The 21,372-nt window shown below is 70.0% G+C and carries 19 protein-coding genes; 10 read left to right on the forward strand and 9 right to left on the reverse strand.

The features are described from left to right. Positions 1 to 67 precede the first annotated feature (67 nt). The 4 genes from MRBLMX7_RS07530 (at position 68) to MRBLMX7_RS07545 (ending at position 4,111) form a co-directional block, all read left to right on the forward strand. Positions 68 to 610 carry an ECF transporter S component gene (locus tag MRBLMX7_RS07530; protein WP_363367183.1) on the forward strand — a complete coding sequence of 181 codons (543 nt, stop codon included), beginning with the start codon at positions 68 to 70 and terminating at the stop codon, positions 608 to 610. A 110-nt stretch (positions 611 to 720) separates the two neighbouring features. Continuing rightward, complete coding sequence (locus MRBLMX7_RS07535; RefSeq protein ID WP_363367185.1) at positions 721 to 2,409, forward strand: ABC transporter ATP-binding protein; 1,689 nt, start codon at positions 721 to 723, stop codon at positions 2,407 to 2,409. Then, the gene (locus MRBLMX7_RS07540) at positions 2,406 to 3,224 is read left to right on the forward strand and encodes an energy-coupling factor transporter transmembrane component T (protein WP_363367187.1); all 819 of its coding nucleotides are present in this window, start codon (positions 2,406 to 2,408) and stop codon (positions 3,222 to 3,224) included. Before MRBLMX7_RS07535 ends, MRBLMX7_RS07540 begins: the two co-directional genes overlap by 4 nt. Positions 3,225 to 3,235: 11 nt before the next feature. Further along, the gene (locus MRBLMX7_RS07545; protein WP_363367189.1) at positions 3,236 to 4,111 is read left to right on the forward strand and encodes a siderophore-interacting protein; all 876 of its coding nucleotides are present in this window, start codon (positions 3,236 to 3,238) and stop codon (positions 4,109 to 4,111) included. A gap of 127 nt (positions 4,112 to 4,238) precedes the next feature. Here the strand turns inward: MRBLMX7_RS07545 and MRBLMX7_RS07550 are convergent, their stop codons facing one another. From MRBLMX7_RS07550 to MRBLMX7_RS07565, 4 genes are all read right to left on the reverse strand, one after another. Next, entirely contained in the window at positions 4,239 to 4,610 is a 372-nt protein-coding gene (locus MRBLMX7_RS07550; RefSeq protein ID WP_363367191.1) for a type II toxin-antitoxin system PemK/MazF family toxin, read from the reverse strand. Then, positions 4,607 to 4,828, reverse strand: a complete 222-nt coding sequence (locus tag MRBLMX7_RS07555) for a ribbon-helix-helix domain-containing protein (protein WP_050723280.1) — start codon at positions 4,826 to 4,828, stop codon at positions 4,607 to 4,609. Before MRBLMX7_RS07555 ends, MRBLMX7_RS07550 begins: the two co-directional genes overlap by 4 nt. Positions 4,829 to 4,962: 134 nt before the next feature. Next, the gene (locus tag MRBLMX7_RS07560; RefSeq protein ID WP_363367194.1) at positions 4,963 to 6,126 is read right to left on the reverse strand and encodes an acyl-CoA dehydrogenase family protein; all 1,164 of its coding nucleotides are present in this window, start codon (positions 6,124 to 6,126) and stop codon (positions 4,963 to 4,965) included. A gap of 162 nt (positions 6,127 to 6,288) precedes the next feature. After that, positions 6,289 to 7,224, reverse strand: a complete 936-nt coding sequence (locus tag MRBLMX7_RS07565; protein WP_363367196.1) for a M15 family metallopeptidase — start codon at positions 7,222 to 7,224, stop codon at positions 6,289 to 6,291. Positions 7,225 to 7,313: 89 nt separating this feature from the next. On the opposite strand from MRBLMX7_RS07565, the gene MRBLMX7_RS07570 reads away from it, so the two are divergent. From MRBLMX7_RS07570 to MRBLMX7_RS07580, 3 genes are all read left to right on the forward strand, one after another. After that, positions 7,314 to 7,457 (forward strand): hypothetical protein, encoded by a 144-nt coding sequence (locus MRBLMX7_RS07570; protein ID WP_363367197.1) that lies wholly within the window; start codon positions 7,314 to 7,316, stop codon positions 7,455 to 7,457. 61 nt (positions 7,458 to 7,518) lie between these two features. Next, the gene (locus MRBLMX7_RS07575) at positions 7,519 to 8,637 is read left to right on the forward strand and encodes an Rv2578c family radical SAM protein (RefSeq protein ID WP_363367199.1); all 1,119 of its coding nucleotides are present in this window, start codon (positions 7,519 to 7,521) and stop codon (positions 8,635 to 8,637) included. A gap of 18 nt (positions 8,638 to 8,655) precedes the next feature. Next, positions 8,656 to 9,195: a YaeQ family protein gene (locus MRBLMX7_RS07580; RefSeq protein WP_363367201.1), complete on the forward strand. Its 540-nt coding sequence runs from the start codon at positions 8,656 to 8,658 to the stop codon at positions 9,193 to 9,195. Positions 9,196 to 9,386: 191 nt separating this feature from the next. Here MRBLMX7_RS07580 and MRBLMX7_RS07585 read toward each other — a convergent pair whose 3' ends face one another. Then, entirely contained in the window at positions 9,387 to 11,594 is a 2,208-nt protein-coding gene (locus MRBLMX7_RS07585) for a DEAD/DEAH box helicase (RefSeq protein ID WP_363367204.1), read from the reverse strand. 281 nt (positions 11,595 to 11,875) lie between these two features. Between MRBLMX7_RS07585 and MRBLMX7_RS07590 the strand changes: the two genes are divergently transcribed. Beyond that, complete coding sequence (locus tag MRBLMX7_RS07590; RefSeq protein ID WP_363367206.1) at positions 11,876 to 12,772, forward strand: aldose 1-epimerase family protein; 897 nt, start codon at positions 11,876 to 11,878, stop codon at positions 12,770 to 12,772. 177 nt (positions 12,773 to 12,949) lie between these two features. Here MRBLMX7_RS07590 and MRBLMX7_RS07595 read toward each other — a convergent pair whose 3' ends face one another. After that, a complete protein-coding gene (locus MRBLMX7_RS07595; RefSeq protein WP_363367208.1) occupies positions 12,950 to 16,153 on the reverse strand; it encodes an efflux RND transporter permease subunit in 3,204 nt (1,067 codons plus the stop codon). 17 nt (positions 16,154 to 16,170) lie between these two features. Further along, positions 16,171 to 16,764, reverse strand: a complete 594-nt coding sequence (locus tag MRBLMX7_RS07600) for a TetR/AcrR family transcriptional regulator (RefSeq protein WP_363367210.1) — start codon at positions 16,762 to 16,764, stop codon at positions 16,171 to 16,173. A 157-nt stretch (positions 16,765 to 16,921) separates the two neighbouring features. Between MRBLMX7_RS07600 and MRBLMX7_RS07605 the strand changes: the two genes are divergently transcribed. Together MRBLMX7_RS07605 and MRBLMX7_RS07610 are read left to right on the forward strand one after the other, a co-directional pair. Further along, positions 16,922 to 17,659 (forward strand): ABC transporter ATP-binding protein, encoded by a 738-nt coding sequence (locus MRBLMX7_RS07605; RefSeq protein ID WP_363367212.1) that lies wholly within the window; start codon positions 16,922 to 16,924, stop codon positions 17,657 to 17,659. Positions 17,660 to 17,661: 2 nt separating this feature from the next. Next, the gene (locus MRBLMX7_RS07610) at positions 17,662 to 19,038 is read left to right on the forward strand and encodes an FtsX-like permease family protein (RefSeq protein ID WP_363367214.1); all 1,377 of its coding nucleotides are present in this window, start codon (positions 17,662 to 17,664) and stop codon (positions 19,036 to 19,038) included. A gap of 52 nt (positions 19,039 to 19,090) precedes the next feature. On the opposite strand, the gene MRBLMX7_RS07615 is transcribed toward MRBLMX7_RS07610, so the two are convergent. Beyond that, positions 19,091 to 20,272, reverse strand: coding sequence for a Gfo/Idh/MocA family protein (locus MRBLMX7_RS07615; protein ID WP_363370858.1), 1,182 nt, complete (start codon positions 20,270 to 20,272; stop codon positions 19,091 to 19,093). A gap of 41 nt (positions 20,273 to 20,313) precedes the next feature. Continuing rightward, positions 20,314 to 21,372 carry a LacI family DNA-binding transcriptional regulator gene (locus MRBLMX7_RS07620; RefSeq protein ID WP_363367216.1) on the reverse strand — a complete coding sequence of 353 codons (1,059 nt, stop codon included), beginning with the start codon at positions 21,370 to 21,372 and terminating at the stop codon, positions 20,314 to 20,316.

The raw sequence follows: 21,372 nt of genomic DNA on the forward strand, positions 1-21,372 counted from the left end.
CGGCGAGCACTCTTTCTCACGGCCACCCGGCGCCGCCCGCGCAATCCCGCACAAGTAGGCTGGAACGGTGGCCCGTACCCCTCTCCTCACGACCCGCGTGCTGCTCGTCTGCGCGGCCATCGGCGTCGCGACCGGCATCCTCGGCGGCATCGCCGGCTGGGTCACCCTGCCCGTCCTCGCGGGCCCTGCGTTCCTGTACGGCCTGGTGCTCGGCTCGCACGTGCTGCCGGGCATCATCGCGCAGGAAGTGCTTCGACGTCCGCTCGTCGCCCTGGTGACACACGTGATCGCGGCGCTCATCGCGAGCGCCTTCAACCCCGCATGGACGCTCCGCTTCCTCGGCACTGCCCTGCTCTTCGGAGCGATCCAGGAGGGCATCGCCGCACTCACCCGCTACCGGGCCTGGGGCGCGTGGCGATTCTTCCTCTCGGCCGCGGTCATCGGCGTCTTCGTCGCGATTGTCGTGTTCTTCGCCGCTCACCTCGGCGTGCAGCCGCTCTGGGCGCAGATCGCCTACCTCGTGCTCTCGGTGCTGGGTCCGATCGCCTGGACCGCCGTGGGCATGGCCGTCGGCACCGCCCTCAGCCGCGCCGGCGTCGCCCGCCGCTGACCCACCCCATCCGGCTCCGCGGCCACATGGCGGAGGTAGGTAAGGCTCGGCTAAGTTAGAGGGGTACCGATCCGCCGACCCGGGGTGATGCCGTGCGCTCCACCGAGCCTATGCTGAGCGTGCGCGACCTCTCGATCACGCACGCGGATGCCGCGCACCCCTCCCCCGGAGACGTCACGTTCGACATCCACGCCGGCGAGGTGGTGCTGCTGCTCGGGCCGTCCGGCTCGGGCAAGTCCACACTGACGCTCGCGCTGAACGGACTCATCCCGCATGCGGTTCCCGCGACCATGACGGGCACCGTCACGGCGGGCGGGCTCGACACCGCCGACGCCCTCACGGCTGCGCTCAGCACCCGCGTGGCGATGGTGTTCCAGGACCCGGACGCGCAGATCGTCACCGGCACCGTGTACGACGAGGTGGCCTTCGGCCCCGAGAACCTCCTGCTACCGCTCGACGAGGTGCACGCGCGCACCGAGGACGCCCTGCGACGCGTCGGCCTGTGGGAGCGCCGCGACGAGAACCCCGACCGGCTCTCCGGCGGCGGACGCCAGCGCCTCGCGATCGGCTGCGCGCTGGCGATGGGGTCGCCGCTCATCGTGCTCGACGAGCCGACCGCGAACCTCGATCCCCAGGGCATCGACGACGTCTACGCCGCACTCGCCGACGTCGTCGCCGCCGGCGATCGCGCCATCCTCCTCGTCGAGCACAACCTCGACGCGGCCATGGCCTTCGTCACGCGGACGATCGTGCTCGACCGCTCGGGACGCATCGCCTTCGACGGGACGCCCGCCGACGTCATCCGCACCCACGTCGAGGAGCTCCTCGAGATGGGCGTCTGGCTGCCCGCCGCCACGATCGCCGCGCTCCGAATGCAGGATGCCGGGGCACGATTCGATCCGCTGCCCCTCACGCCCGAGGAACTCGCGGCGGGGCTCGCTGACGGGGCAGTTCACCGCGTTTCGTCACTTCGACTCGCTGCGCTCGCTCAGCACGGCGCTCGCTCCGCTCGCGGGGCGACCGAGACCACCTCCCCCGTCACCCCGATCATCCGCGCCACCGGCCTCACCGTCCGGCGCGGGCGCACCGAGATCCTGCACGGGGTCGACCTCGAGATCGCACCGGGGACCCTGACGGCCATCGTCGGCACGAACGGCGCAGGCAAGACCACCCTGCTGCAGGCGCTCGCGGGCGTGGTCCCGCCGCCGAAGCGCCAGGTCGGCGTCGACGGGATCGACCCGGGCGCGGCGTCTCCGCGCGACCTCGCGAGCCGAATCGGCTTCGTGTTCCAGAACCCCGAGCACCAGTTCATCGCGCACACGGTGTTCGACGAGCTCGCGCACGGCCTGCGCCTCCGGCACGTACCGGATGCCGAGATCGCCGAGCGCGTCGGTGCGATGCTCGCGCGGTTCGGCCTCGAGGCCAAGGCGGAGCTGCATCCGTTCCTGCTATCCGGCGGCGAGAAGCGCCGACTCTCGGTCGGGACGGCGCTCATCACGCGACCGCGGATCCTCGCGCTCGACGAACCGACGTTCGGCCAGGACCGCGCCCGGGCGTCGGAGCTGCTCGATCTGCTGCACGGGCTGCGCGACGAGGGCACGACGATCCTCATCGTGACCCACGACCTGCAGCTCGTCGCCGAACACGCCACGCACACGCTGATCCTGCGGGACGGCCGCGTGCATGCGGCCGGCGAGACCGCGGCGCTGTTCCGAGACGAGGACGCGTTCCGCGCCGCGGGTCTGCGCCTGCCGCCGTTGCAGCGCGTGCTCGCGGCCGCCGGGGAGTCGATCCCATGAGCGCGTCGACCTTCGATCCCTACGCCGCCGTCGTCGCGACCTCCCCGCGGCAGTTCCTCTACGCCCTGAACCCCCTCGCCAAGGTCGCCGGAGTCGCCCCGGCGATGGTGCTCCTCATCTTCGTGCGCGACCTCGCGACGCCGGCGGCGTTCCTCGTGCTCGCCCTCGCGACGGTCCTCGTGGGTGCACGGCTCACGGGGCGCCTCGCGGCGCTGCTGTTCGGCATCCTCCCCCTCGGCATTCTCGCGATCGGCATCGGATTCTCGCTGTGGGTCGATGCCGCGCTCGTGGCCGACACCCCCGCCGTGCTGCAGATCGGCGCGTGGACGCTGCATCAGGGAGCGCTCGCGATCGGCTTCGCCACGGGGCTGCGGCTGGGCACGATCATCGCGCTCGCCCTGATCGGCGGAGTCACCACGACGGGCCCCGACCTCGTGCGGGCGAGCGTGCAGCAGCTCCGCGTGCCGTACCGCATCGGGTATACGGCCCTCGCGGCGTTCCGGTTCGTGCCGCGCTTCGGGCACGAGCTCTCCGTCATCCGCGCCGCCCACCGCGTCCGCGGCCATCACGGCGGCAGCGGCCCCTTCGCGCGCATCGCCCGCGGCTGGGGCTACATCGTCCCGCTGCTGGCCGGTGCCATCCGTCATGCCGAGCGGGTGGCGCTCGCGATGGACTCCCGCGCCTTCGGCGCGCACCCGACCCGCACCGAACGGCACCTGGTCCCGTTCCGCACGCGCGACACCGTGTTCATCGTCCTGTGCCTCGCCGTCTCCGCCGCGATCTTCACGACGTTCTTCCCCTGGCAGCTGCCCTGAAAGGCACCCTCATGGCATTCAGCAAACTCGTCAAGCCCGAGTCCTCGGAGCTCTTGCACCTGACCGTGCTGCGCACCGAACGGCTCGCACCGCACTGGGTCAGGGTGACTCTCGGCGGTGGGGAGGTCGAGCGGTTCCGGCCCATGGGCTTCGACCAGTGGTTCCGCCTGTTCCTCCCGATCGGCGGGGATGCGGGGCTCGATCGCGTGCCAGCCAAGGCCAACAAGATGTTCGGGTACCTGAAGTTCCTCCGCATCCCCGACGGCGAGCGGCCCGTCATGCGCAACTACAGCGTGCGCGCGTACCGCCCGGCGACGGATGCCGTGGGAGCCGAGATCGACGTCGACTTCGTGCTGCACGGCTCGGCCGCCGACGGCACCGCCGGCCCGGCATCGCGCTGGGCGGAGACCTGCGAGCCGGGCGAGAACGTGCTCATCATCGACGAGGGGCTCACGTTCAACCCGGAACGCGGCGTGGATCGTGTCGTGCTGATCGGCGACGAGACGGCCCTGCCCGCGATCGCGTCGATCTGCGCGTCGCTCCCCGAGACGGCGACGGGCACGGCGATCGTCGAGGTGCCCTCGAAGGAGGATGCTCTCGATTTCCCGCATCCGGAGGGGATCGACGTCGTGTGGCTCGACCGGCCGCACGAGTTCCCGCCCGGATCGCGGGCGCTGTCGCTGCTGCACGACCTCGAGCTCCCCGCTGCCCCGTTCCACGCCTACGCGGCGGGCGAGCAGTCCCTCGCCTCGGGCGTGCGCAAGCACCTCGTGGGAGAGCGCGGCGTCGACAAGAACACCGTGAGCTTCTGCGGCTATTGGAAGATCGGCGCCGCATCACCGGCTTCCAAGGCCGCGCGGGATGCCGCGGCGGAGCCGCTCGCATGACCGGCGCGCCTCCCCCGCTGACCCCGGTCACGCACCCGGGCACAGGTTCGGAGCCGGCGTCCGACATGCCGCGCATCGACGACGGATGCCGGCGCGCCGCGCACCCGCATCCGAAGCCGTGCCCTTCCTAGAGGGCCAGGTGGAGCCGAAGCGCCTCGTCGAGGGCGCCCATCAGCTCGGCCGGCATCCATCCGACCGGGCGGACGATACGGGAGACGGCGGCCGTGCGAACCTGTTCCGCCTGGGCCTTCGAGTCCCGGTCGAGTCCGGTCGCCGCGGCAGGCAGGAGCACCTGGAAGGGGAGGACGCGATCGGTCTTCGACGTCAGCGGAACGATCGTCACGGTCGCTCGCGGTGATCTCATCGCCTGCGCGTTCGCCGTGTTGTTGCTGACGAGCACCGCGGGCCGCGCCTTGCGCGCTTCCGATACCATGGCGGGATCGAGGGACACGAGCACGATCTGGCCGCGACGCAGGATCGACACGGATGGCGCGGTCACGCGCTCGCGAGCCCGTCGGTGTCAGCGGCATCCCAGTCCTCGTCGTAGCCCTCCGCATACGCCTCGGCGTACGCGTCGGCGAGGCGGCTCTCGCGCAGAAGACGGACCGCATCGTGTACGGCGGCGGACCGCGAGGGGTACCGCCCGCTCAGGGATTCGGCGTCGAGGAACGCGAGATCGCTCTCCGAGAGGCTGAGGCTCACCTTCGCGCTGGACATGCGGTCATGCTACCGCAGTAGCACCTCGGGTAGCACCGACGCCCGGCTGTCAGCGGTCCAAAGATGGGAAACGCTCCGGAAGCGAGTGCTTCCGGAGCGTTTCCCATCTATCGACCGACGTCGGCCGGCGGGAGTCAGCGCTTGCCGGCGATCTGACGACCGACGAGGTCGCGCATGATCTCGTTCGTGCCGCCGTAGATGCGGTGCACCCGGGCGTCCGTGAACGCACGCGCGATCGGGTACTCCATGATGTAGCCGTACCCGCCGTGCAGCTGCACGCCGGTGTCGAGCACCTCCCACTCGCGCTCGGTGGCCCAGAACTTGACCTTCGCCGCGTCCTCGGCCGAGAGCTTCCCCTGCGAGTAGGCGCGCAGCGCGCGGTCGATGTACGCCCACATCGCGTCGGTCGTCGCGGCCATGTCGGCCAGGCGGAAGCGGGTGTTCTGGAAGTCCGCGATCCGCTCGCCGAAGGCCTCGCGGTCCTTGGTGTACGCGACGGTCCAGTCGAGGGCGGCCTGAGCGGCGGCGGCCGCGGCGACGCCGATCGACAAGCGCTCGAGGGGCAGGTTGAGCATGAGCTGGATGAACCCCTGCCCCTCCTTGCCGCTGATGAGGTTCTCCTCGGGGACGAAGACGTCGGTGAAGCTGAGCTCGGCCGTGTCCCAGCCGTGGAAGCCCATCTTGCTGAGCTTCTTGCCCTGGTCGAAGCCGTCCATGCCCTTCTCGACGAGCAGCAGGCTGAACGCATCGGGGCGGTTGCCCTCGCCGGTCTTCACGAACGTCACGACGACGTCGGCCGTGGTTCCCGAGGAGATGAAGGTCTTGGCACCGTTGAGGATGTACCCGCCGTCGACCTTCTTCGCGTTGGTCTTGATGCCGCGGAGGTCCGACCCCGCGCCCGGGTCGGTCATCGCGAGCGCCCCGAGCACCTCGCCCGTGGCCATCCGGGGCAGCCACTTCTCCTTCTGCTCCTGCGTGCCCATGTGCACGAGGTAGGGCACCGCGAGGTCATCCTGGATGCCGAACGCTCCGGCCAGCGAACCGGCGCCGGCGGCGATGACCTCCTCCATCACGATCGTGCGGAAGCGGTAGTCCTGCAGCATCCCCGCACCGCCGAACTCCTCGGGCACGGACAGTCCGATGAGTCCGGCCTCTCCGGCGGCGAGCATGGTGTCGCGGTCGATCTCCCCCGCAGCATCCCACCGCTCGATGGCCTCGTTGTTCACGTGCCGCTTGACGAAATCCTTGACGAGGTCGCGGAAGGCCTCGTGATCCTCTTCGTAGATGTCGCGTTCCATGACGTCCTCCCGAACGTGTCGTGCGTCGTTGCTCCGGCGATCATATGCCGGTACACCGATGAGACGACAGCGCGTTGTGAGAATGCATCCCACATCGCGTGGGACTGGGTACCGCGATTGTCGGATGCCGCCAGACAGCAGTCCGACAACCTGCGACCGGGCTCAGTGCGCGTAGTCGGGTGCTGCGGGCAATCCGAAGAACGCCTCCAGAGTGTGGAAGCCGCCGTGATGATAGGCCGCCGCCAGCTCCGGCCCCAGATAGCGCAGATGCCACGGTTCGGGCTTGTAACCGGTGATGCCGGACCCCATGTCCTCGTAGCGCACGATGAAGCCGTACTCCCAGGCGTTCTCCGCGACCCAGGCCCCCTGCGGCGTCGCGCCGAAGGCGCCGATCTCGCCGCATGAGGGGCTGCAGGCGACGACATCCATGGCGAGCCCCGTCTGATGCTCGCTGTGGCCGGCTCGCGCCGACGCGGCATCCGCTTCGGCCTGCCCGCTGTTGCGGACGTGCGAGGCATGCGTCGAGACCTGGAGGTCGTAGGAGCGGTAGCCGTTGTTGGCGCCGATCTCCCCTGCCCCCTCGGCGACCGCGGCCGCCGCCATCTGTCCGACAGCCGCCGCGGCGTCGGCGCGCGCCTGACCCGACCGCGTCGTCATCTGCAGGGGGATGTCGACGAGCGACGCGGGGGCGAAATCGACGGGGTTCAACGGGCGGGCCTTGTTCACCACGACCCAGACGTGGGCAGGGTCGTCGAGGGAGATACAAGGCGCGTTTCCCGCGACGACCGCCGCCTGGAAACTCGCCCCACCGCCGAAGCCAGCGATGATGGCCGCGTCATCGGCGACCGCGATGGCCTCCAGCACGGCGGGCTCGGAGCAGGGGTCGGCGGCGGTCGTCGCGCCGACCTGCACCTCGGGCACCTCGGCGACGACGACCGGCTCGGGCAGAGTCGGCTCCTTCTGCGCCGAGGTCGCGACGGGCGCCGCCGCGATCGACAGCAGGATGCCGACAGCGGTCACCGCGAGCCCGACGGGCAGGGCGGGACCGCTGATCGGGGAGCGAGGCGCCGCATGCCGAGGCTGCGGCATGAGGGTCATCCCTCCATTGTGCCGCGAGCGGCGGGGAGCCGCATTCAGAGTCCGGAATACTGGTCGCATCGGTTCACAGCGTCCGTAGGCTGGAGTCAATGAACGCACGCACGCAGGACCCCCGGATCTGTCCGACCTGCGGCGGGCCACTGAGCTTCGAGATCCTCGACGATGAACGGTTCCTCGTGGTGTGGTCGTGCGTCGAGTGCGGCCTGATCCGCGCCACCGAGCCATCCGGCTAGAGTTCGTCTTTTTCTTCGAATCTCACTTGCGTTGCTTTCGTCTTCATGTTCGAATGATGTCATGCGGTGGCAGGGACAAAAGCTCGGAGAGACGGATGCTGCGGCACTCCCCGGTCTCGAAGACCGGTCGAGCATGCTGCGGTCGGTGACGACACCCGAGTTCGCGGGCATGACGTTCCACGAGGTGCTGTCGAAGTCGGCGCTCAACCACGTCCCCGGCGCTTCGCGCATGCCGTTCGCCTGGACCATCAACCCCTACCGCGGATGCAGTCATGCCTGCGTCTACTGCTTTGCTCGCGGGACGCACGAGTACCTCGACCTCGACGGCGGCGCGGACTTCGATTCGCAGATCGTCGTCAAGACCAACGTCGTCGAGGTGCTGCAGCGCGAGCTGCGCAAGGGCAGCTGGCAGCACGAGACCGTCGCGCTCGGCACCAACACCGACCCGTACCAGCGTGCAGAAGGTCGATACAAGCTCATGCCGGGCATCATCGACGCGCTGGCAGCATCGGGCACGCCGATTTCGATCCTCACCAAGGGGACTCTGATCCGCCGCGACATCCCCCTGCTCGTGAAGGCCGCGCAGCGGGTGCCCGTCGACGTGCAGATGTCGATCGCGATGTACGACGACGACCTGCAGAAGGCCATCGAGCCCGGCGCCCCGACCACGCAGGCGCGGCTCGACACCGTGAGGGCGCTGGCGGATGCCGGGTTCCCGGTGACCGTGTTCCTGATGCCGATCATGCCGCACATGACCGATTCGGTGGAGGCGATCGACACGGCTCTGAAGCGCATCAAGCACGCGGGTGCCGGACGCGTCATCTACGGCGCCTTGCACCTGCGGCCCGGCGTGAAGCCCTGGTTCATGAAGTGGCTCGGTGACGCGCGACCCGACCTCGTGTCGTCGTACCTCGGGCTCTACCCCGGCGTCTCGGCGGAAGCCCCGAAGGGGTACCGGCAGTGGCTCGCCAAGCGTGCTCGGCCGCTGATCCGGATGCACGGGCTCGACGGACGCGACGAGAACGACTACCCCCGCCGAGGACATCGTCCGGGGCAGGGTCACGTGGACTCGATCTGGAACCAGGACGAGACGCGGGGTGGCGCACGCGAGAGGACGTCGGTCGGGTTCCGCACCACGGGGACCTCCCCTGCCGTGCCCGCGCAACCCATGCTGTTCTGACCCGTAGGCTCGATGACTATGGCGATCGGCTCGACAATCCACACGTTCGACGTGCAGCTCGCGGACATGGACCGGGGTGTCTACGAGGACTACTCGCTGCGCGCCGCCCGGCATCCGTCCGAGACCGACGCGTACATGCTCACGCGCGTCCTCGCCTACGGCCTCGAGCACACCGAAGGCATCGCGTTCGGGGGCAGCGTGTCGTCGACCGAAGAACCCGCCGTCATCGCCCGCGATCTCACCGGGGCGATCACGGCCTGGATCGAGGTCGGAGCGCCCGACGCCGAGCGTCTGCATCACGCGACGCGGCTCGCGGACCGCGTCGTGGTCTACACGCACCGCGATCCCGCCAAGGTCATGGCACCCTGGGCCGACAAGCGCATCCACCGCGCCGACGACGTGCGCGTCTACAGCTTCGACCCCGAGTTCATCGCCACCGCCGCCCCGCTCCTCGAACGGCGCAACACCGCGACGCTCACCGTCACCGAGCAGACCCTCTACCTCACGCTGAACGGCACGACCCTGACGACGGCCGTGCACGAGCACACCCTCGGTTGAGTCGTTTCGTCTCGTCGCTGCGCTCCTCGCTCAATGACCGGGAGAGCGTCGCTGCGCTCCGCTCGACGACCGGGAGAAGATCGCTGCGCTCCGCCGGAGGTCGTTGAGCGAGCGCAGCGAGACGAAACGTCCTGAACACGCAGAAGGCCTCGTCCCACGGATGCGGGACGAGGCCTTCGAAACACGAGCGATCAGGCGGTGAGGTCGGCCGCCGACGGCATCCGACCGGCGATCTCCTCGATCAGATCGTCGTCGACACGCGCGTTCTCGAACGGCGCCTCGATCTCGGCGCGCTCCAGCAGCTCGTTCATACGACGCTGACGCTGACGCGTGATGAGCGTGACGACACGCCCCGAGCGACCCGCGCGGCCGGTGCGACCGGAGCGGTGAAGGTACGTCTTGTACTCGTCGGGGGCGTCGGCCTGCACCACCAGATCGATGTCGTCGACGTGGATGCCGCGCGCGGCGACATCGGTCGCGACGAGCACGTTCACGCGTCCGGAGGTCAGACGCTCGAGGTTGCGCGTGCGCTTGTTCTGGTTGAGGTCGCCGTGCAGCGACACCGCAGGGATGCCGGCGTCGTCGAACTGCTCGGCGAGCATCTCGGCGTACGCGCGGGTGCGGGCGAACACGAGCGTCTTGCCCTCGCGGTCGACGAGCGACGTGAGGATCTCGGCCTTGTCGCGGTGTTCGATCACCAGCACTCGGTGCTCGATCGTGCTGGATTCCTGGTCCTCACCGGCGACCTCGTACACGGCCGGGTCGACGAGGAACTCGTCGACGAGCGCAGCGACCTCACGGTCGAGCGTCGCCGAGAACAGCAGCTTCTGGCTGCCATCGGCCGTCGCCCGGAGGATGCGCTGGACGGGCTCGACGAATCCGAGCTCGCACATGTGGTCGGCCTCGTCGAGCACCGCGATGCGGCAGTCGGAGAGGTCGAGCTTGCCCTGGTTGATGAGGTCCTCGATGCGACCGGGCGTGCCGATCACGATGTCGACGCCCTTCTTGAGCGCACCCACCTGACGGCCCTGCGGCACGCCACCGTAGACCTGCGTCGTGAACAGTCCGACGCTGCGCGCGATCGGCTGGATCGTACGATCGATCTGCAGCGCGAGCTCGCGCGTCGGAGCGAGGATGATCGCACGCGGCGACCTTCCGAACTCGCGGCGCTTGCCGGCCTGCGACTGCAGCACGCGCTCGACGAGCGGCGCGCCGAACGCGATGGTCTTGCCGGATCCGGTGCGGCCGCGAGCGAGCACGTCGCGACCCTCGAGCACAGCCGGGATGCTGGCGGCCTGGATCGGGAACGGCGTCGCCGCCCCCATGTTCGCGAGCGTCTCGACGATGTTCGACCCGAGACCGAGGTCGGCGAAGGTCACGTCGTTCACCTCGACGGCCTGCACGGCCTTCGCCTCGAGACGCTCGTGCACGACGTCCTCAGTCGGCTCGAACGCGGCCTTCGGCGTGGCGTTCCAGTCGCTCCGGCTCGGACGCGCGTCGCGCTGCGAACGGTCGTCGCGACGAGGGCGCTCGGTGCGGTACGCGCCGCCGGTCGAGGGACGCGACCGCTCATCGCGGCCACCCTCGATCGAACGCTGAGCGCGGTCGCGGTCGAACGCGCGGCGTGCGCGATCCGCGTCGTAGGAACGCTCGGGGCGCTCGGCGCCACGGTCGCTGTACCGGGGACGCTCGCCACGGTCGTCACGACGCGGGGCACGGTCACCGTAGCCGCGGTCGTCGCGCTGCGGACGCGCATCACGATCGAAACGAGGACGCTCGGCGCCACGGTCGCTGTACCGAGGACGCTCACCGCGGTCGTCACGACGCGGGGCACGGTCGCCGTAACCACGGTCGTCGCGCTGCGGACGCGCATCACGGTCGAAACGAGGACGCTCGGCGCCACGGTCGTCGCGGTCGAAGCGCGGACGCTCGGAGCGCTCGTCCCGGCGCGGGCGGTCGTCGAAGCGGCGGGCGCCGGCGGGACGGTCGTTGCCGTACCGGGGACGCTCACTCCGGTCACCGAAGCGCGGGTTCTCGTCGCGGCGGTGCGGCGCCTCACGGCGGCCGGACTCCGCGCGATTGCGGATGCTGCGAGCCTCGTCGCGGCCGGCACGCTCCTGGGCGTTCCAGCGCTGCTTGGGGGCGCCGCCCTCCTCGGCAGCACGGTACCCGCGGTGACCGGGGCTGCGGCTGCCGGGGCGACGGTCGTATCCGGTCGCTGCGGGGCGCCGCTCGCCGGCATCCGCTCGCCCGCCTCGGGTGTCACGCGCGTCACGTGCGTCGCGACCCCCGTCGCGACCGCCGGCGTGACGATCGTGGAACGAGGTCTTCTTGGCGCCGTAGCGCGGCTCGAAATTGGCGGCGGGTCGTCCGCCGCGGGGCTTCTTGTTCTTGGGCATGGTTCTGTCCTTCTGAGTTCTCGCACGAGAACAGCGCCGCGCACACGCGCGAGCACCCGGCATCCGATCTGTCGATCGTGCAGCGGGTCCGGACTGTCAGCGGCCGGGGCCATTCATGTGATGGTTGATTAACGTCGATCGACGCTCACCATCGGCCCCTGGGCTCACACTTCTTGCTCGAAAACGTCCGCGTCCATACGCGGGTGCCCGAAGCCGACTCCCCCAGTGTACCCGTCGCACCTGGGAGCCCGCACCGTGCCACCGCGCCCTACGATGACGGTGTGACCTCCGCATCCCCCACCGGCACCCAGGTTCATCTCCAGCTCGGCGACGTCTCGGCCCAGATCGCGCAGGTCGGTGCCTCGCTCCGCTCTCTGCAGATCGGCGGCGTCGACCTCGTCGCCCCGTACCCGCTCGACGCCCCGACGCCGTCGTGCTCGGGCGTCGTGCTCGTGCCCTGGCCGAACCGCGTGCGTGACGGTCGGTGGAGCGACGAGGGCGTCGAGCGGCAGCTGGCGATCACCGAACCGAAGTTCTCGAACGCGAGCCACGGGCTGCTGCGCTTCACCGCCTACGAGATCACCGAGGGCGCCTCGTCCGCGACTCTGCGCGCGTGGGTCGTGCCGCAGACCGGATACCCCTACCTGCTCGAGACGAGCGTGACGTACACGCTGCGCGCGGACGGCATCGACGTCGAGCACGTCATCACGAATCACTCCGACACCGCGGCCCCGGTAGCGGTCGGGACGCATCCGTTCCTCACGATCGGCGGCGTCGCAGAACAGGACCTCGTGCTCCGCGTGCCCGCGCGCACACGCTTCGAGACCGACGAGCGGATGCTGCCCGTCGGCACCCACCCGGCCGATGCCTCCCTGCGGGAGGGCGTCCGCCTCGGCGACGTGTCGCTCGACACCGGCTTCACCGACCTCGACCGCGATCCAGACGGCCTGGTCCGGCACACGCTCACGGCACCGGACGGACGTCGACTGACCCTGTGGCAGGGCGAAGGCTTCGACGTCGTGCAGGTCTTCACGACCGACAAGTACCCCGGACGGCCCCTGGCCGTCGCGATCGAGCCCATGACCGCCCCCGCGGACGCGCTGAACAGCGGTCGCGGCCTCCGCCGCCTCGCGCCCGGCGAGACCTGGGCGCTGCACTGGGGCCTCACGCTCGACTGAGCCGATCCCGCCGTCGCCCTCGCCCGCCAGCCCGGAGCTACGGTCCGCGTCTCACAACTCCGGAGAACCGGACCGCTATGCCGCTGCCACGGCGCTCCTCGGCCTGGGCGGGGTCAGTTCTCCGGAGTTGTGGCAGGCGAGACCCCGGTGCCTGCGAGGCAGGACGCCAGCGGGAAGCTACAGTTCGCCGCGCTCCCGCAACTCACGGCGGGTCAGCTGCGGGGCATGGGGCAGGGCCGAGCCGGATGCCGTGGCCGAGGCTCCTTCCGACACGGGCCCGGCTGAAGCGTCCGGACCCTCGTCCAGGGCATCCGCGACACCATCCGAGCCACCGCTCTTACGCGCCCGGCGCCGCTCCTTCGCGCCCTCGACGAGGTTGTACAGCGTCGGCAGCACGACCAACGTGAGCACCGTCGACGACAGCAGACCGCCGATCACGACGATCGCGAGCGGCTGCGAGATGAATCCGCCGTGCCCGGTGATGCCCAGCGCCATCGGGGTCAGCGCCAAGATGGTCGCGAGGGCTGTCATGAGGATCGGCCGCAGACGCTTCTCACCGCCGGCCATCACCGCCGCGGCGGTCGACAGCCCCTTCTCGCGGTACTGGTTCACGAGGTCGATCAACACGATCGCGTTCGTCACCACGATGCCGATGAGCATCAGCACGCCGATGAGCGAGGCGACGCCGAGCGGCACGCCCGTCACGATCTGCAGCAGGATCGCCCCGGTCGCCGCGAACGGCACCGAGATGAGCAGCAGCAGCGGCTGACGCAGCGACTTGAACGTCGCGACCATCACGACGTACACGATGAGGATCGCCGCGAGCATCGCGAGACCGAGCTGCGAGAACGAGTCCGCCTGCTGGGAGGCCACGCCGCCGACCTCGGCCGACGCTCCATCGGGCAGGTCGACCGCAGCGAGCGCCTCGGTCACCGACTGCGTCGCGGTGGCGAGGTTGTCGGATGCCGGGGGCACGGTCACGGTCGCGGTTCGGCGTCCCTGCTCGGTCGTGATCGACGTGGGTCCGTTGCGCTCCTCGACGGTCGCGATGTCCTGCAGCTGCACGACGCCGAGCGGGGTCGGGATCGCCAGTTCGCGCAGCGCGTCCGCGGTCGCGGGCGGTTCGGCGGTTGCGAGGTACACCGTCAGGGAGGTGTCGTCGATCTCGACCGTCCCGAGCTGCTGCGGACGCATGGTGCCCGAGACGATCCCTCCGACCGCGGCCTCCGACAGACCGCGCGCGGCGGCCGCGTCGCGGTCGACGACCACGGCGAGGTACGGCAGGGCGGCCGCGAGGTTGTCGCTCACCTGACCGATGCCGTCCCGTCCCTCGAGCTCGGCGACCACGGCCTTCGTCGCGGTGTCGAGGTCGTCGGCGGTCGAGGCCGAGACCGTGATCTCGATGTCGCTCGAGCCGAGTCCCGCGGATGCCGCGACCGACACCTCGCCCACGTCGGTGAGCTTCTCGATCGCACCCTGCACCTCGGCGCGGAGCTTCTCCTGGTCGGCGTCGCTGTCGGTGAGCACCGAGTACGTCACGCCCGCTCCACCCGAGAAGGCGTCGCGCAGCGCGGAGCCGCTGGACCCGATCGAGGCCTGCACGTGCGTGATGCCGTCGATGTCGCTCAGCGCGTCCTCCACGGCCACGGCCGCCTCGGACTTCGTCTCCAGGCTCGCGGTCGGTCCGAGGTCCTGCGTGACGGTCATGGTGTTCTGCCCGGAGTCGCTGAGGAAGTTGACCTTCATGAGCGGAGCCGCCGCGATCGTCCCGCCGAGCACGACGACCGCGAGGATGACGGTGATCCAGGAGTGCTTGAGCGTCCAGGCGAGCACCGGCCGGTAGCCGCGCTGCAGACGCGTGGGCGGGGCATCCTCGTGCTCGGGGTCGATCGGCTCGCCGTTCTCGTCGAGCAGCGGCTTGCCCGGACGAAGGAACCAGTACGCGAGCACCGGCACGATCGTCAGCGAGACGAGGAGCGACGCGACCATCGCGATCGTCACCGTCATCGCGAACGGACGGAACAGCTCACCGACCATGTCGCCGACGAACACGATGGGCAGGAACACCGCGACGGTCGTGATGGTCGACGCGGTCACCGCCATCGCGACCTCGCGCACCCCCAGCCGGATGGCGGCGCCCTTGTCGGCATCCCCGACATAGTGCCTCTTGATGTTCTCGATCACGACGATCGAGTCGTCGACGACACGGCCGATCGCGATCGTCAGGGCCCCGAGGGTCAGGATGTTGAGCGAGTACCCGAACGCCTGCAGCCCGATGAACGTGATGAGCACGCTGGTCGGGATCGAGATCGCCGTGACGAGCGTCGACCGCACCGACATGAGGAACACGAGGATGACCAGAACGGCCATCACGAGTCCGAGGAGTCCCTCGGTCGCGAGGGTCTCGATCGACTGAACGATGAACGGCGCCTGGTCGAAGATGATCGTGAACTCGGCATCCGGCAGCGCCTCGCCGATCGTGTCGAGAGCCGCGATGATGCCCTGAGAGACCTCCACGGTGTTCGCGGCCGGGAGCTTCGTGATCGAGATCGAGAGGGCGTCCTCGCCGTCGACGCGGGAGATCGACGAGATCGGGTCGTCCTCCTGCGCGACGGTCGCGACCTCGCCGATCGTGACGTCGGTGCCGACGAGCGGCAGCGCGGCGATCTCCTCGACAGAGGTGATCTTCGCGCCGGTCTGCACGGTGAGCGTCTGGCCGTCCTCGGTGATGTCGCCGCCCGGGAACAGGGTTCCGTTCTGCTGCAGGGCGGTGCCGATCGCCTGCGTGCTCTCACCCGCGGCGGCGAGCGCGGCGACGTCCGGCGTGATGGTGATGCGCTGGCCGACGCCGCCGATGATCTGCGCCGCGTTGACCCCGTCGACGTCCTCGAGCTCGGGGATCGCGACGTTCTCGAGCTGCGCCTGGGCGTTGTCGGCGTCGTCGAAGCCCGTCACCGCGACCTGGATCACCGGGAAGTCGTCGATCGAGACCGCGAGCACCTGCGGGCTGAGGTCTTCGGGCAGCTGCCCCGAGATGCGGTTGATCGCCTGCTGGATCTTCTGCTCCGCCGTGGCGAGGTTCGTGCCGTAGGCGAAGGTCGCCTGCACGATCGAGGCGTTCGTGGTGCTGGTCGCGGTGGTGCTGTCGAGTCCGGGCACACCCTGGATCGCCGCCTCGATGGGCGTCGACACGTCGTTCTCGACGACCTCGGGCGATGCGCCCGGGTAGGTCGTCATGACCATGAGGTTGGGCAGCTCCAGCGAGGGGATGAGCTCCTGCTTGAGGTTCGTCAGGGCGAGTCCGCCGAAGATCGCCGCGACGATCGTGATCAGCGCGATCAGTGCGCGGTTCTTGAGGCTCAGGACGGCGAGGTTCGACATGGGGTTCTCTCTGTCGGTCAAGCGGATGCTGCGGCGGTCGATGCGGGTGCGGACACCTGTGCCGGGGTGAGGATGCCGGCGAGGGCGTCGCGGATCAGCTCTTCGTCGAGCGGCTCGTCGTGGATCTGCGCGTGCCAGAGTACGCCGTCGATGAAGACGGCGGCAGCCCGTGCGCGACGCTGACCGTGAACGGGGGACATGAAGCCGACGATCTCGTCGGACCACTGGCGGGCGAAGTCGCGCACGCGGGGGTCGTGCACCGCGGCCGTGACGACCGCGCGGTCGGCGTGGACGGCGCGTGCGTCGTCGAGCGCCTGGCGCACGAGGCGCGCGATGCCGTCGGGCGTCACGCCCTCGGCGATCACTGCGCGGCGGGTCTCGTCGACGCGGGTCTGGATCTCGGCGGCCAGCGCCCCGAGCGCGGCATCCCGCAGGTCGTCGAGTGTCGCGAAGTACTGTGTCGTCGCGCCGAGCGGGACACCCGCGCGGGCGGCCACCTTGCGGTGCGTGAGGGCGTCGACTCCGATCTCGACGATGAGTTCGGCGGCTGCGGTCACGATCTCGCGACGTCGCGCCTCGGGGTCGCGGCGCCGCCGGGTGCCCTCGCTCATCCGACCTCCTGTACGGGCGTACATGTACGTTTGTACATCTTGCCTGTCGAAGCTGAGGATTCGCCCGGGACGACCTCCGTTCACTTGGGAACGCGTCGCACGTGAACACGACGCGAATAGAGTCGGCCGCCTATTCCTCGAGATCCGGAAGGGCACCATGTCGTCTCCCGTCATCGTCCGCGCAGAGGGGCTCACGAAGGTATTCCGCACCGGCGGGGAGGAGACGCACGCGCTGCGCGGCGTCGACATCTCCTTCGCACCGGCGAGCATCACGGCACTGATGGGTCCGTCCGGGTCGGGCAAGTCGACGCTCCTGTACAACCTCGCCGGCCTCGACGCTCCGACCAGCGGCCGGTCGATGCTTCTCGGCACCGATATCGCCGCACTGAACCGCGCCCAGCTGGCGGAGTTCCGCCGCGACCACGTCGGCTTCATCTTCCAGCAGTACAACCTCATCCCGTCGATCACGGTGTTCGAGAACGTGGCGCTGCCGGCTCGTCTGGCGAAGCGCAAGGTCGACCCCGCTCAGATCCGTCGCACGATCGCCGAGGTCGGACTCGAGGGGCGTGAGAACCGGATGCCCAGCCAGCTCTCCGGCGGACAGCAGCAGCGCGTCGCGATCGCCCGCGTGATGGCGTCCCAGCCGGCGATCGTGTTCGCCGACGAACCCACCGGCGCTCTCGACACCGCCACCGGAGCCGCCGTCCTCGCGCTCCTGCAGCGCGCCGTGCGTCAGTACGGGCAGTGCGTCGTGATGGCCACGCACGACCCGACCGTCGCCGCGCAGTGCGACCGCGTCGTCTTCCTGCGCGACGGCGCGGTGGTGTCGCAGATGACGGCCCCGACGAGCGAGGGCGTCGCCGAGATGCTCGTCGCCCTTCGCGGGGAGCTCTGACGATGCTCCACCTCGTGATCGCCGATCTACGGCACTCGCTCCGCATCTGGATCGGTGCCCTCGTCGTGCTCATCGTCGTGCAGATCAGCGCGATGAGCGTGACCGGCATGCTCATGGTCAGCATCACCAACACGCCCCTCTTCCTGATGGAGCCTGCGACCCGGCCGCCGTTCCGTGCGGCCGACGGGTCGCCTCTCGATCCGCAGCTGGTGTCCCTGCTCGGTGCGGCCGGTTCCTCCGCCACCACGATGGCGTTCATCGTCATCTCGTTCGTCGGCTCTCTCACCGTGCGCAACGTCGTGAACTCGATCGTCTACCAACGGCGACGCGTGATGGCTCTGTGGCAACTGGCCGGGATGACCGACCGCCAGCTGCTCCGCGTGCTGCGCGCGCAGATCGCCCTCCTGTCCGTCGCCGCGTTCATCGTCGCGACGCCGGTCGCGATCCTTCTGACGCCCGCCGTCCTGGACATCATGCGATCAGCGCAACTGCTCTACACCCCGCCGATGTCGACAGCCGGGGTGTATCCCGGCTACGCCCTCGGCGCCGCCGCTATCGCGCTGGTCTGCGTGCTGGCCGTGCGAGGCGTCGGCAGAGAACTGCGCACGATCAGCCCCCTCGAGGCGATCCGCTCCGAGGGCGTGCGCGAACTCCCGATGGATCGCCGGCGCTGGACCGGCATGATCGTCTTCGGCGTGCTCGCGGCATGCGCGATCGCCGCCGCATTCACCTCGGCCGACCCGAGCGGAGCCGCGATGCTGGCGCTTCTCGGCGGAGTCCTCGGCATCGCGGCGGTGAACACAGGGGGGCCGATCACCATCATCGGTCTCGTCCGCTTCTGGACCGGTCTGGTGCCCGAGCATGTCTCGGCGTCGTGGTTCCTCGCGCGCAAGACGCTGATCGCCTCGACGGCCAGGACGGTCGCGGCATCCGGTTCGATCGCGACAGCGGTCTTCCTGTTCACCTCGCTGTTCGCGAGCAACTCGGGCAGCGCGTCTCAGTTGGCGGGCTTCATCCTGCTGGTCGGGTTCCCCCTGGGGGTATCGGTCACCGGATCCGTCGTGCTCGTGTTCATGGCGGGGCAGCAGCGGGAACGCGAGATCCACCTCGCCGAGCTCGCCGGCGCCACCCCCGCCCAGCAGCGTCGGCAAGCGCTGTTCGAGGGCGTGATCGTCGTCGGCACCGGCGGTGGCATCGGGCTGTTCTTCAGCACGCTTCTGGACGCCGCGCTCGCGACGCAGGGGGCCGCCGACTTCGCACCGCCGTGGCGGGACTTCGGGATCATCCTGAGCGTCCTTCTCCTACTCAACGTGATCGCGACCATCGTGCCCACGATGCTCGCCCATGCCGCGCGCGACCGCATCGCGACACCCGAGTGAGCACCCGGTCGAGACGGCCATGTGCCGGCTCGACCCGACAGGACGGGCCCGGTCAGGCGGCGGAGACCTCCACCTGACCGCGCTCGAAGTAGGCGACGAGGTCGGCGTCGAGCTCGGGGACCTCGATCGCCGAGCCGTCGCCGCGCAGCGACTGCGTCGCGAGGATGCCGGCGGCCACGGCCTCGCGCGCCGCGACCGGCGAGGTCTCGGTGAGGCCGCCGTCGCGCACGAACCGCAGGAACTCCGCGACGAGCAGGGCGTCCGCCCCCTCGTGCCCCGCGTCGACCACCTCGGGAACGATGAACGTCTCGTCGGCGTCCGCCGCCCCGCGGTGCCGCCTGTTCCACAGACGCACCTCGCTGCCGGCCGTGTCGCCGAAGTTCTCGATGCGCCCCTCGGTGCCGATCACGGTGTAGTTGCGCCAGTAGTCCGGCGTGAAGTGGCACTGCTGATATGAGGCGAGGATGCCGCCCGACAGCCGCATGTTGACCATCGAGATGTCCTCGACGTCGATCACCGGGTGCAGTCCGGTCAGCGACGTCGGCGGCCAGTTGTCGACGCTGAACCAGTCCGGCATCCGCTCCCCCCGGCGTTCGCGCCGATCGGTGATCGCACCGTACACGCTGAGCTCGCCCATCGCGGCGACCTGCACGGTGTAGGCGCCCGCGAGCCAGTGGATGATGTCGATGTCGTGCGCGCCCTTCTGCAGCAGCAGCCCAGTGGTGCGGCGGCGGTCGGCGTGCCAGTCCTTGAAGTAGTAGTCGCCGCCGTGCCCCACGAAATGCCGTACCCACACGGCCTTCACGTCGCCGATGCGGCCGTCCTGGATCAGGCCGCGCATGAGGGTGATGACCGGCATGTGGCGCATGTTGTGGCCGATGTAGAGGCGGCTGCCGGTGCGCCGTGCCGTCCGCAGCATGGCGTCGGCGTCGGCGAGGTCGATCGCGAGCGGCTTCTCGCAGAACACCGCGACGCCCGCCTCCAGCGCCCGGATGCTCAGCGCGGCGTGCGTGTCGTCCGGGGTCAGCACCATGACGGCATCCACCCCCGAGGCCAGCAGCTCGTCGAGCGAATCCGTGACGAGCGCCTCGGGGAACAGGCGGCGCGCGTCGTCCCGAGCGCGCTCGGAGGGGTCGCAGACGGCGGTGACGCGCGAGCCCTCGCCGGGGCGGTGCACCTCGTCGCGGAGGGTGGCGCGCGCGCCGAAGCCGATGATGCCGATGGTGAGATCCACGGTGTGTCCTTGAGTCGAGAGAGGGGTGCGGTGCACGAGCGTCACCGCGAGCGGGATGCCGGGGCGTCGAGGTCCGTCGACGCTCCGGGGAAGAGTGACCACGGGAACTCGTGCACCTGCGGGGCTGAGCCGGCGGGCGCGAGAGCGCGGTCGGTGATGATGCGCGCCTGACGCGCGAAGAAGTCGGTCGGGCCGACCGTGGTGAGGGTCGGGGCGATGAGCTGCGCGTCCGGGGTGTTGCCGATGCCGATCACCGCGACGTCGTGCGGCACCCGCAGTCCGAGCATGTGCGCCGCGTTGATCGCCGCGATCGCCGCGAAGTCGGTCGTCGCGTAGATCGCCTCGGGCCGGTCGTCGCGGGACAGCAGCCCGACGGCCGCCTCGAACGCGCTCGACTGCGAGTCGCCGTAGGTGGCGGTCCACGCGGGGTCGACCTCGATCCCGGCGTCGGCCATGCGCTGGAGGTACGGGGTGTACCGCGTGACCTGAGTCGGGGCGAGGCGCACCGCGCCTTCGGCCGTGAGGGCGCCGATCCGCGTATGCCGCTCGAGCAGGTGGTCCATCGCGATCTCACAGCCGGGGATCGCATCGGAGCGCACCACGTCGAAGCCGTCAGGGTCGAGCGGCTGCTCCGTGAACACCACGAGCCGCTGCCCCCGCTGCACGAGGTCGCCGAGCTTTCCCACGGCGTCCTCGTCGAGGCCGATCCCATCGAGATAGGCGACGTCGCTCTCGACGCGGTCGAGGGCTGCGTGCCAGTCGCCGTCGGCGAGGATCAGGGTGGTGAGGCCGTGCCGGTTCGCCTCCACGTTGACGGCGTCGGCGACCGCGAGCGACCACGGGTCGCTGAGCATGTGCAGCGACAGCTGGATCATGCCGGTGCGACCGGTCCGGATCGCGCGCGCCGCGCTGTTCGGCCGGTAGTTCAGCGCCTCCGCCGCCGCGAGGACGCGGGCCGCCGTGGCCTCGGCGACCCCGGCACCCGACGATCCCGACCGACCGGAGAACACGTACGACACGGTCGCGGTCGACACGCCCGCGCGCTCCGCCACCATCCGCAGCGTGGGGCGGCGGGGTGCGTGCTGTCTGCGCTCGGTCAT

Source organism: Microbacterium sp. LMX7-1.2, assembly GCF_040675935.1.
Taxonomy (GTDB): domain Bacteria; phylum Actinomycetota; class Actinomycetes; order Actinomycetales; family Microbacteriaceae; genus Microbacterium.